Source organism: bacterium (genome assembly GCA_027622355.1).
Lineage (GTDB): Bacteria > UBA8248 > UBA8248 > UBA8248 > UBA8248 > JAQBZT01.
In genome coordinates this window covers 1-11,263 of sequence record JAQBZT010000062.1, presented here as the reverse complement: position 1 = coordinate 11,263, position 11,263 = coordinate 1, and the positions used below count along the sequence as shown (strand labels likewise).

Genomic DNA, 11,263 nt, shown 5'->3' with positions numbered 1-11,263 from the left:
CGCCAGCCAATCGATGTGGCTGATGCAAAAGGCGCGCGTCCGGGGGCCGAGAGCCCGATGCAGGTTCTCCAGCAACTCTTCGTCCGTCGCCCCCGTCGCAAGGAGACGCACCCGGATCCCCGCTCTCTTCCCCCAGAGGAGCCAGGGGAGGTAGCCGCCCGGATGCTCCAGGTCGCTGACGAGCGCCTCGTCCCCCTTCCGCCAGTCGATTCCCGCCGCGGCGATGTTGATGCCGTCGGTCGTGTTCTCCATCAGGGCAATCTCCTCGGGCCGCGCCCCCAGCGCCCCGGCGATGTTCGCCCGGACCTCTCCCTTGAGGGCGAGGAAGGCCGCGCGGATTTCCGGGTGGAAGGGCCCGAGGGCGGCTTCCCAGTCGAGAAAGCCGTGCACCTTCTTGAGGACGGGGGCGGGATTGGGGCCGCTCCCCCCCCAGTTCAGATAGGCCTGACCCTGGAGCGCGGGCATTCCCGCGCGGAGGCGGCGGATTTTCGCGGTATCAAAAGACAAAGTAGTCTCCTTGCGGGGCGCTTTTTTTTTCGGAGCGGTTTCGCAAAACCCGCTTGTCACCGACGCGGAGGGTGACGCGGGCGGTGTCGAAATACTCGAGCAGCGGGATGGCGTGCTTGCGCGTGATGCCGAGCAGGTCGCGGAACTCTGCGGCCGAGATTTCCTCGTGCTCCATCAGGTGGGCCTCCAGCTGGCTGCGGGCCTCATCAAGGGCTCCCTGGTGATAGACCATGCCGTCCTTCAGACGGATCAGCGCCCCCTCGTCCACCAGGACCTGAAGTGCCTCCGGGCCGGCGTTTCCCTTGGCGCCCGCCGCCCCGAAGGCTTCCTCCATCGCCGGCGGCTGAAAGCGCGCCGCGCGGAACGCTTCGGCGAGCTTGTCCTTCACCTTGGCGAGTTCCCCGCCGACCTGCACCTCGTGCGAGGCGAGGCGCAGCGTGGCCCCTTCCTCCCGGACCTCCCCGCCGGCGGCCAGTTCCGCGAGCGCCGCCCCGAAGACGCCCTCCCGCGCGCCGCCGGCTTTTCCCCGGACCTCCTCGCGGGGCGCGCCCGGCCGGAGGGGGTTGGTTCTGTGGTAGTTTGCCAGCGTCTTTCGAATGTTCTCCTGAAGGGCGCGGAAGCTTTCGCTCGTGAGGGCAAGACCCGTTTCCTTGTCGATGATGCGCACCTCCCCCCGCTCCGCCAGCGCTTCGAGCTCCCGGAACAATTCTTTCCGCGTCAGCGTCAGGCAGCCCATGAGGGCGCGCACATCGGCGCCCGCTCCGCCCGTGAGCCCGAGGAGCGTCTTGAGGCGTCCGATTTCGTCAGTGCCGGCCAGGCTTTCGAGCAGCGCGATGGAGGCGGGGCGAAGGCGGCGGTGCTTCTGCGGCATCACGTCGAGAATCTCGCCGCCGCCGATGGTGATCATCGGCGAGTAGCTCCGGATGACGAACCGATCGCGCGGAAGAAGGGCGACCGGCGACTCGAGCCGGATCTGGGCATATCCGCTCCCGCCGGGCTCAATGGTATCCCCGCCGATGATCGAAAGACGCCCCATGATTTCGGAGGTGCCCGCGTGAAAACGCACGCGGTCGCGGTTTTTGAGCGGGCGGGGGGCATCCTCTAAGTGCTCGAGCTTAAGGTCGAGCATGTAGGTGGGCTTCAACTCGCCGGGGTGGCCGAGCACATCCCCGCGGAGGACCTCCTCGCGGTCCACCCCCTGTAAGTTGACCGCCGTCCGGGTTCCCGCCCCGGCGCGCTCCACCGTCTCGCCGTGGGCCTGGAGTCCGCGGACGCGGACCTCACGGCCGCCCGGATAGACCACCACCTGATCGCCGACCGCCACGCTGCCGCTGAAGAGAGTTCCCGTCACGACGGCGCCGAAGCCGCGCATGGTGAAGACCCGGTCAATGGGGAGGCGGAAGATGCCGGCGTCGCTCTTGGGGTTCATCTCCTCGGCGAGTTCGGCGATCACCCGGCGGATATCGTCAAGGCCCGCGCCGGTCTGGGCCGAAACCGGAACGACCGGCCGTTTCTCCAGGAAGGTTCCCTTGACGAATTCGGCGAGATCGTCCCGGACGAGTTCCGTCCATTCGGCGTCCACCATGTCGGTCTTCGTCATTGCGATGAGGCCCGTTTTAACGCCGAGCAGGCGGCAGATGGCCAGATGCTCCCGGGTCTGGGGCATCACCCCCTCGTCCGAGGCGACGACCAGCATGACGAGATCGATGCCCCCCGCGCCGGCGAGCATGTTCTTGATGAATCGTTCATGGCCGGGAACGTCCACCACCCCCGCGTGAATTTCGCCGAGGTCGAGCTGGGCGAAGCCGAGCTCGATAGTGATGCCGCGCTCTTTCTCTTCCTTGAGGCGGTCGGTGTCGGTGCCGGTCAGAGCGCGGACGAGCGAGGTTTTCCCGTGATCGATGTGGCCGGCAGTTCCGATGATGATGTGTTTCATGAACGGTGTTTCCGTTTGCCCAAGGTCGCGGTCATCTCTCTGGCGCTCCGCCCTCAGGCGGCGTCATGGCGGCCGATGAAGCCGAGAACGGTCTGGTTGAATTTTTCTTTTTCGGCGATGTACACGAAATGTCCGCCCGACTCAAAGACGTTCAGCTCCGCGCCGGGGATTTTTTCGGCGAGCTGTTCCGAGTAGTAGGGCGGCGTCACCATGTCGTCCCGCGCGACGAGCACCAGGGTGGGCGATTTGATCCGGCCCAGACGGTCCATCTGATCGTGGGCCATGATGGCGTCGATACGCTCGGCAACCACCTCATCGGGCGGCGCGTTTTCGATCATCACCTTCTCGTTTTTGGCGATCGCCTCGTAATTTTTTGCGAAAAACGGCGGCGAGTGGAGGGTGAAAGAGGAGGAGAGGGTGTAGGCCTCCTTGCCCATCTCCAGGAGAATCCGCTTGCGCATCTGGAACTGCCGGAGAAAGAAGGCGTCCGATTTCGGCCAGGAGCTGCAGATGGAGGCGCTCGCCACCCGCGCGGGATGATCGATGGCGATCACCTGGATGATGGCCCCGCCGGTCGAGCTTCCCACCAGGTGGGCGCGCTTGATGCCCTCGGCGTTCATGATGGCGACGACATCCTCGGCCATCGCGGGGACGCTGTAGACGCCGAGCGGTTTCGCGCTCCGGCCCGTGCCGCGGTGATCATGCAGGACGACAGGGCCGCGCTTTTGGAAGGGCTCAAGTTGGTTCGTCCATGATGCGCGGGCGCCGCCGAGGCCGCTGATGAAAAAAACGGGGATGGCGGAAGATCCCGGGTTCAGCACTTCATAGTCGATATCGAGGCCGCCGGAGTTGACTGTGGCCATGAGACGCTCCCTTTCAGGTGAAAGATTATGCGGCGGTGATGGACGCCGCCAGGTTTCGAAGTGCCTGGGCCAGCGGTTCGATTTCCGCGTCGCGGACGCTTCGCATCTCGAGCAGCAGGCGGTCTTCCTGAATCCGGCCGATGACGGTCGGCGCGCCGTTCCGCAGACGGTGCTCCGCCGCCTCGGTGGAGAGGCCCGCCGGCGAGAGCGCCAGCGCGCAACTCTTGATCTCCGCCGTCGGCATGGCGCCGCCCCCTACGCGGCAGATGGTGTCCACCTTTTCGGGCCGAAGGTGCGCCGCGGCCTCTTCTCCGAGGGCGGCGAGGAGCGCATCGGCGCGCCGGGCGCCGGCCTCGGCGGGCTCCGAGAGCATCCGCAGGACAGGGATCTCCCGCAGGGCGGTTTCCGGGTCGAGGTAGAGGCGCAGCGTGGCCTCAAGGGCCGCCAGCGTCATTTTGTCGAGGCGGAGGGCCCGCATGAGGGGGTGGCGCTTCATCCGGTCCACCCATTCGGCCTTTCCGACCACCAGGCCCGCCTGGGGGCCGCCGAGGAGCTTGTCGCCGGAGAAGGTGATAACGTCAATCCCGGCGGCCACCGACTCGCCGACGGTCGGCTCGGCCGGCAGGCCCGGAACCGGGATAAGCAGGCCGCTCCCCAGGTCCTCGAGGAAGGGGATGCCCTTTTCCCTGGCCAGAGCGGCGAGCCGGTCGCGGGGCACCTCCTCGGTGAAGCCCACGATGCGGTAGTTGCTCGTGTGGGCCTTGAGGAGGAGGCCGGTCTCGGAGCCGATGGCCTCCTCGAAATCCTCGATGCGCGTCTTGTTGGTGGCACCGACCTCGACGAGCCGCGCGCCGCTCTGGCGCATGATGTCGGGGATGCGGAAGGAGCCGCCGATCTCGACGAGCTCCCCGCGGGAGATGATGACCTCGCGGCCCTCGGCCATGAACCGGAGGGCGAACATGACGGCGGCCGCGTTGTTGTTGACGACCAGGGCGGCCTCTGCGCCCGTGAGGCGGCAGAGCAGCTCCTCGATGGCTTCGGCGCGCTTTCCCCGGCGGCCCTCTGCCACATCGTACTCGAGGGTGGAGTAGCTCTCGGAGACGGCCGCGACAGCCCGGACGGCGGCCGGGGCGAGGGGCGCCCGCCCGAGGTTGGTGTGCAGGATGACCCCGGTGGCGTTGATCACGGGCCGCAGGTGCATGCGCCGGTCGGCGAGAAGATGGGTCTTGGCTTCTTCGGCGATATCATCCAGGAGGGTGTCTTCGGCCGGGGCACCGTTCTTTTCGCCCTCTCCCGCCAGGATGCGGCGGCGCGCCGTCTCGATGGCCCGCCGGGCTGCTTCGGCCAGAAGGGCGCCGGGTGTGTCTTTGGCCCCGTCTTCCCGGAGGCGGGCCATCACCTCATCTACCGAGGGCAGATGCCTTAGTAACGCAGCCGGGGTTTCAGCATTTTCAGGGGGTTTCATGAAACCATACTCTCCTGGTGGGGTATCAGATTCAACTATACGCGGCGCCAATTCGGCCGGTCAACCCGGCCGGATTGGCGCAGTGGGAGGCCGGAGGAAATTCATTGTCCCCCGGAAGTTGTTTTGATAGATTGGGCTTCAGGTGTTCTTTCCGAGGGTCGTGAGTTCGTGGATTTCATTCAGGGCAACATGCCGGGTGGGTCGGTTCACCCGTTGGTTCTCATCCTGGCGGCGCTGGTCATTTTTCTCTGGCTGGCCTGGGCGATCCTCCCATTTTCTATTTTCGGGATTCGACGCCGGCTGGATCGAATCGTCGAGGCGCTGGAGCGGCTGGAAAAAGGGCTCGGGCAGGAGGGGCCGACCCTTCCTTTCCCGCCCAGCGCCGAGGCGTCCCTCCATCTAGAAAAGCGCAAGCCCGCCACAAACCTTTATGTGGGGCTCCGCCGCGCGATGCACCAATTCCTTCCGCTCGTCCGGGAAACGGTGTATGATCCGACCAGTGTCGTCTGGATGTGCGATCTGGATGAAAAGGGAGAGATTCCGGTCGTCTACCTGGCTCTTCTGGATGATCGCGTGGAGGTGACGTTTCCCATCCACCTGCTGGAGCAGGCGATTCCCCGGTTTTCGGCGCAAGAGTTTCGCCAGTACGCTTCTTCGTTTTTGCCCGCCCGATATGGATATTTTCTGATTCCCAGCCCCGACGGACAGGAATTGCGCATATCCATCGAGCCGAGAGAGAAGAACCAGCTGGATTTGCTGGTGGAAATCCTGCGCGAGAGATTGATTGACCTCATCCAGGAGACCAGGCCATGAAAGAGCTTTTGGGACTGTTGCAGGAGGTGAACCGGCTTTTGCGAGAGGAGCGGGACTCCACCGTTCATGCGACAAAGCAGATGTCCGCGAAGCTTCAAAACGTCTCCCTGCGCTGCGAGGCGAACCGCCGGAGGCTTGAGCAGCTTCGCCACCAGGTAGGACAGGAGGCTGACCCGGAGGGCTAAGTTTTTGCCCAGTTGCCTATAACTCTTTTATTTTCAGACAATTTTATATATCTTGACATGGTTTCCTCCCCCTGATACCGTCGCGGCGTTGCAAGTAGGAGGGGCCGAGCCCTCTTTCGAGTTCCGGGAAGGTTTCCCCCGTCGAAAGGGCGTTTTTTTTGGCGAGCCGCCCCCTCCCTCTCGCGTTCCCCGCTCACCGGTATTTTTCATGACCGAAATGGCCAATAAATCGAAGATCTACATCCCGAACAGCAAGGATAACGTGATCCCCTTCATGCGGGACGTATTCACGATCCCCAGGAGTGCGCGCGAGAAGCCCCGCCTCATTGGTTCGGTTTGCCGGGAGTGCGAGGAGTATTTTTTCCCCAAAACCGGGGCGAAGGCCACCTGCGACAACCCGTTTTGTCCTCGAAGCACAAGCGAAACCTATCTCAGCGGGAGAGGGCAGATTCTCTCGGCCACGGTGACGCGATCGGCCGTGGGGGAGGATGCGCGGGTTTCCGCCGTCATCCTTCTCGAGGAAGGGATCAAGGTTAACTCCGTGATCCTGGGCTGGGAGGGATTCGAGGACATGCTTGTGCCCGGCACCCCCGTCGAAATGGTGCTGCAGGAGATGGAGAAAAGCGAGGATGGAAAGACCGTGGTCGGCTACGCCTTCCACCTGATGACAGGAAGACGCAAGCCGAAGCCGCAGTCCACTTCGCTGACGGCCAAGTTTTTGGATTCGGGAAAAGGCAGTGAGTCAGCCTTGAGCAGCATGGAAGCGAGGAAACTCGCCACGGAGAAGAAAAAGGAAGAGCGTGTGCGGGTGGCGGCGGAGAAAAAGGCCGTTGTGGAGAAGAAACGTGCGGCGGCGGCCAAGGAGAAGGGGGCGGCACTGGCGAAAAAGAAAAAGATGATGGCGGCGAAGAAAGCGGCGGCGGCCAAGAAGAAGGCTCTTGATGGAAAGAAAAATAAAGCGGCGCAGGCGAAAAAGAAGAAAATGATGGCGGCGAAGAAGAAGGTGCTGCTGGCGAAGAAAACGGCGGCGGCCAAGAAAAAATCGGCTTCGCGTGCAAAGCCAAAGGCGCCGCGCGCGTCCGGCCCGTCGGTCAAGAAAAAAGCCCCTCGCAAGAAGACCGCTTCCCGGGTCAAGGCGAAAGCGAAAAACACATCCCGAAAAAAATCCTCGAACAACCCTCGGCGGCAAAAGCGCTAGCTTCTCGCCTCATGCATCCCCAGCGCGGCGATTCACGTTTTCGGCTTTCTTTTTGGGGGGCGCAAAGCGCCGCCGCCAGCTCGCAGTTTGCGACCGTGTGATGCGGTAGAGCATGATCCCCCCGATGGAAACTGAAACCAGGATCAGGGCGAAACCCAGCGTCATCATGCGCTGGAAGGGGGTAGTGCGGTTTTTTTTGTTTTTTTCCGGGCGGGAAGATCCGCTGGTGGATGCGATTCCGGTCTGCTCTTTTGCCGGGTGAGACACTTCGGGTATCCAGATGAAAGGCAGGGACACCAAGGCTCCCACCAGCACAAGCGGCAGGACGAGACGCGTTAAGACCATCCACTTCAATGTGTTTCCTCCCTGGGCTGAATATAAGACCCTGTCTGGCATCGGGTCCAGTCGGCGCCCTCTTCGTGCCAGAGATGCTTCGCTTCCCCCTCTCCCGTTCCTTCGGATCGAATTGGAGGGATTGTGACGTGCTTCACTTTTTTCATTATGGCGGCTGGCTTTTTTGTTCCATTCTTTTAGAATGATGGAACGCCCATCTTTTTCTTGAGGTAACCTCATGCCTCGTCCGCGTATCGGAATCACTTGCGACCTCAGCCAGCGGAAATTTCCGGAAGAGCCGACCCTGCGCGATCGCCATGTCCTGATGGACGCATATGTGGATGCGGTGGTGCAGGCTGGCGGGGTGCCGATGCTCCTTCCTGCTTTGAACGATGAGGCCGGGACCCTGTCGTTGCTCGACGGTCTCGATGCGCTCATCATCTCGGGCGGCGGGCATGATCTGGATCCGGCGACGTATGGAGAAAAACGGCGCCCCTCCTGCGGACCTTCCAATGTGAAGCGTGAGGTGTTCGAGCTTTCCATTTGCCGCTCCGCCATGTCACGGGACATTCCGGTGCTGGGGATTTGCGGGGGCATGCAGGTTATGAACGTGGCCGCGGACGGAACCCTGCTCCAGGATATTGACGATCAGGTAAAGTCGCCCCTGCCGCACCGTCCCAAGAACGCGAAGAAAGCCACATACACGTTTCACCCCGTGAAAATTTTTCCTTCCTGCCTGGAGGGGACCATCGGCGCCGGCGACCACTATGTGAACAGCGCCCATCACCAGTCGGTGAAGGAGCCTGGGCCCGGTATGGCCGTTGTGGCAATAAGCGCCGACGGCGTGATCGAAGCGATCGAATCCCCCTCCCACCGGTTTGTTCTGGGCGTGCAATGGCACCCCGAATCCATGGCGGCCTACGGCTTTGGAGAATGCCACAGGGCAGAGCATCTCTTCGCGCGCTTCGTGGATGAGGCCCGTGCCTACGATATGGAATCCGGCGTCCAGCGCCAGCAGGCGATGGATGTCGGCGCGATGGAACGATCGGCGGTCGTCCGCGCCAGCGTTTGACCGGCCCGCGGCCCGGGCTCTCCCTTGACCCCTCGGTGCGTCTTTCCCTACACTCCTTCGTTTCCTGGGCGCTGGCTCCAGACGGTGCCTTTTTTTATGGCGGTGCGCCCTGAGCGCCGGGCCGCCTCCCACTTCTCGATGAGGAAATGCGATGAGTGCTGCCGCTGGTCTTTTTGCCGAGTTCAAGACGAATATGGGCGATTTCGTGGTGGAACTTTTTCCGGACAAGGTGCCCCAGACGGTCGAAAATTTTGTCAGTCTCGTGCAGGGGACAAAAGAATTTACCAACCCGAAAACGCGCAAGCCGACGACGCAGCCCTATTATGACGGCCTGATTTTCCACCGCGTGATCCCCGACTTCATGATCCAGGGAGGCTGCATTCTCGGAAACGGGATGGGCGGCCCCGGATATTCCTTCGAGGATGAATTCGACCCCGATCTCCGCCACGACGGTCCCGGCGTCCTCTCGATGGCCAACGCCGGGCCGAACACCAACGGCAGCCAGTTCTTCATCACAGTGGCTCCCACGCCGCACCTTGACGATCGGCATTCGGTTTTCGGAAAGGTGGTCGAGGGTCTCGATATCGTCATGGCCATTTCCGAGGTCGAGACCGGCCCCATGGACCGCCCGCTCGAGCCGGTGGTCTTGGAAAAAGTGACGATTCGGCATTCCGCCTAAGGGCGAGTGGCACTTCCGGAGGATCGGCTGTTTTGAAGATCGGAATTATCGGCCTTCCCGCGAGCGGGAAAACCACTCTGTTCAACGCCCTCACCGGGGGAAGCGCGAAGGCGGGCGGCTATGGACAGGTACACCTCGGAGTGGCGCGCGTCGCCGATCCCCGGGTAGACGCGCTCTCCGAGATATTCCGTCCCAAAAAAACGACCTACGCGACTGTGAATTTCGCCGATGTGCCCGCCCTCGAGGGGAGCGAGAGCAGCCGCTCCGCCGGAGAAGCGATTCCGCCGGCCCTCGAGGGCGCCGACGCCCTTTTGCTGGCCGTCCGGGGGTTCGAGGATCCGGGGGTCCCCCATCCGCGCCAAACTGTGGATCCGGCGCGCGACCTCGAGGACGCACGGCTCGAACTCATCATCCGCGATCTTTCGGTGGTGGAGCGGCGGGCCGACCGGCTCGAGGAGCAGGTCCGAAAGCGGAAGGACCCGGACGAGGCCGCGGAGCTGGAACTGCTCCGGTCCATCCGCCGGGCGCTCGAGGAGGGGAAGCCGGTATCCGCTGTGGAATTTTCTGGCGAGAGCCAAGCGCGGCTCCGGGGTTTCGGTTTTCTCTCGTCCAAGCCGCTTCTCGTCGTCATCAACGCGGGAGAGGACCATGTAGGCGCGGACCCCGAGGCCTTTGGAATGTCGCCGGCTTCGGGCGAGGCGGCGCCCATCGTTCTCTGCGGCAAGCTCGAGGAGGAACTCGCCCAGCTTCCAGACGATGAGCTCGCCTCCTTCCTCGAAGACTACGGCATCGCGCAGGCTGCCGCCGAGCGGGTCATTCGCGCTTCCTTCTCCCTGCTGGGGCTCCAGTGTTTTATGACGGTGGGGGAGGACGAGGTGCGCGCCTGGCCGATACGCGAGGGCACATCCGCCGTGCGGGCCGCCGGCACCATCCACTCGGATCTCGAGCGGGGCTTCATCCGTGCGGAAGTCATCTCCTATGCGGACTTCATGGAGGCCGGCTCAATGGCCGCGGCCCGTGAGAGGGGAAGCCTGCGCCTGGAAGGGAAAGACTATCTCGTTCAGGACGGGGACATTCTGCACGTGCGCTTCAATGTCTGAGTGCAACGTCTGACGCCAAATCGCCAAATTTCCAGAGAATTCAGGCCGTTTCCGGGCTCAGCGTTTTGTCACGCGCAGGAGCTTGTAGACCCGATCAAGGAAGATCGGCAGGTGAAACGGTTTGAGGACGAAGTCACGGGCGCCGGCCTCGATGCAATTATGAATGAGCTCGGCGGAGCCTTTGGCGTTAATGATGATGGTGGGGGGGATGATTCCGTTCTCCAGCTTCAGCTGGACCAGCACCTCGCTGCCCTTCAGCATCGGCATCGTCTGATCGAGGATGGCCAGATCGAGTTGGTCGTTGCGCAGTGATTCGAGCGCTTTCTTGCCGTCTTCCGCGAGAACGACATCGTGGCCTTCCGTCGTCAGTGCGTTCTCGAGAAGCTGGCGCAAGGTACCGTCGTCGTCCGCGATCAGAATTTTTGCCATCTTGCGTTTCCTGTTTCGAAAGTGGTGCCAAAAAAACCCTGAAGGCTATGATAACCCGAAGCCGGAGCGCACCCGTGTGAGGGAGTGCGCATTTGTCTCGGGAGTGATGCAATCAGATTACATGAAACAGAGAAATTGCATATGGCATGAAATAAATAATTTATATACTCCCGTACGCGCGGATTATGGCAAATTTTATGGGAATTGTGAAAGAGAATTTGCTCCATCTCGCCAAAATCAGAAAACCAAAAATCAGCCAATTGATTATTATGTACTTATGTTTTCCAGCCTTTGCCTGATCTCCCGCTCCAGCGCCCGGTGCGCGGCATTCCCCGGCCGCAGGGCCTCAGCGGCCTCCGGGAATGAGGGGATATACCGCGTCTTTGCGGCGGAAATCCGCTCGCGGGAGGCCCGCTCGGCAGCCTCCGAAATGGCCCCCGAGCGGATGGCCGCCGCCAGCCGCCCGAGCGCATCCTCCTGAATCTCCTCGCAATGGCAGATGAGCGCGATATCGGCTCCCGCCGCGACGGCCAAGACGGCCCCCTCGGCCGCATCGGCGATCGCCCCCATCTCCAGATCGTCCGTGACGGCGAGCCCCTCGTAGCGGAGCCGCTCCCGGAGCAGCGCGTCCGCAATGGCGGGCGAGAGGCTGGCAGGCCGTGCCGGGTCGATTTTCTCGAACA

At 62.7% G+C, this 11,263-nt stretch carries 13 protein-coding genes; 6 read left to right on the top strand and 7 right to left on the bottom strand.

Features of this window, described 5'->3' with window-relative positions; all coding sequences use genetic code 11:
- The 4 genes from O2807_05495 to selA form a co-directional block, all read right to left on the bottom strand.
- On the bottom strand, positions 1–507 hold a 507-nt coding region (locus O2807_05495; protein ID MDA0999957.1), incomplete at its 3' end, for an aminotransferase class V-fold PLP-dependent enzyme.
- Positions 497–2,443: a selenocysteine-specific translation elongation factor gene (selB, locus tag O2807_05490; protein MDA0999956.1), complete on the bottom strand. Its 1,947-nt coding sequence runs from the start codon at positions 2,441–2,443 to the stop codon at positions 497–499. The genes selB and O2807_05495, both read right to left, overlap by 11 nt.
- A gap of 53 nt (positions 2,444–2,496) precedes the next feature.
- Positions 2,497–3,306, bottom strand: coding sequence for an alpha/beta fold hydrolase (locus tag O2807_05485; protein ID MDA0999955.1), 810 nt, complete (start codon positions 3,304–3,306; stop codon positions 2,497–2,499).
- Positions 3,307–3,331: 25 nt separating this feature from the next.
- Positions 3,332–4,771, bottom strand: coding sequence for an L-seryl-tRNA(Sec) selenium transferase (gene selA / locus O2807_05480; protein MDA0999954.1), 1,440 nt, complete (start codon positions 4,769–4,771; stop codon positions 3,332–3,334).
- 123 nt (positions 4,772–4,894) lie between these two features.
- On the opposite strand from selA, the gene O2807_05475 reads away from it, so the two are divergent.
- From O2807_05475 to O2807_05465, 3 genes are all read left to right on the top strand, one after another.
- On the top strand, positions 4,895–5,584 hold the full coding sequence (locus tag O2807_05475) for a hypothetical protein (protein MDA0999953.1): 690 nt from the start codon (positions 4,895–4,897) through the stop codon (positions 5,582–5,584).
- The gene (locus tag O2807_05470; GenBank protein ID MDA0999952.1) at positions 5,581–5,769 is read left to right on the top strand and encodes a hypothetical protein; all 189 of its coding nucleotides are present in this window, start codon (positions 5,581–5,583) and stop codon (positions 5,767–5,769) included. The genes O2807_05475 and O2807_05470 overlap by 4 nt, the downstream gene beginning before the upstream one ends.
- A gap of 208 nt (positions 5,770–5,977) precedes the next feature.
- Positions 5,978–6,967 (top strand): hypothetical protein, encoded by a 990-nt coding sequence (locus O2807_05465; protein ID MDA0999951.1) that lies wholly within the window; start codon positions 5,978–5,980, stop codon positions 6,965–6,967.
- 9 nt (positions 6,968–6,976) lie between these two features.
- On the opposite strand, the gene O2807_05460 is transcribed toward O2807_05465, so the two are convergent.
- Positions 6,977–7,540 carry a hypothetical protein gene (locus tag O2807_05460; protein ID MDA0999950.1) on the bottom strand — a complete coding sequence of 188 codons (564 nt, stop codon included), beginning with the start codon at positions 7,538–7,540 and terminating at the stop codon, positions 6,977–6,979.
- Here O2807_05460 and O2807_05455 point away from each other — a divergent pair.
- From O2807_05455 to O2807_05445, 3 genes are all read left to right on the top strand, one after another.
- The gene (locus tag O2807_05455; GenBank protein ID MDA0999949.1) at positions 7,539–8,372 is read left to right on the top strand and encodes a gamma-glutamyl-gamma-aminobutyrate hydrolase family protein; all 834 of its coding nucleotides are present in this window, start codon (positions 7,539–7,541) and stop codon (positions 8,370–8,372) included. The genes O2807_05460 and O2807_05455 overlap by 2 nt on opposite strands.
- A gap of 151 nt (positions 8,373–8,523) precedes the next feature.
- A complete protein-coding gene (locus O2807_05450; protein ID MDA0999948.1) occupies positions 8,524–9,051 on the top strand; it encodes a peptidylprolyl isomerase in 528 nt (175 codons plus the stop codon).
- A 32-nt stretch (positions 9,052–9,083) separates the two neighbouring features.
- Positions 9,084–10,151 carry a DUF933 domain-containing protein gene (locus O2807_05445; GenBank protein ID MDA0999947.1) on the top strand — a complete coding sequence of 356 codons (1,068 nt, stop codon included), beginning with the start codon at positions 9,084–9,086 and terminating at the stop codon, positions 10,149–10,151.
- Positions 10,152–10,208: 57 nt separating this feature from the next.
- Here the strand turns inward: O2807_05445 and O2807_05440 are convergent, their stop codons facing one another.
- Together O2807_05440 and O2807_05435 are read right to left on the bottom strand one after the other, a co-directional pair.
- Positions 10,209–10,580 carry a response regulator gene (locus O2807_05440; GenBank protein MDA0999946.1) on the bottom strand — a complete coding sequence of 124 codons (372 nt, stop codon included), beginning with the start codon at positions 10,578–10,580 and terminating at the stop codon, positions 10,209–10,211.
- 267 nt (positions 10,581–10,847) lie between these two features.
- Positions 10,848–11,263: beta-N-acetylhexosaminidase (locus O2807_05435; protein ID MDA0999945.1), on the bottom strand; the 416-nt coding region annotated here is incomplete at its 5' end.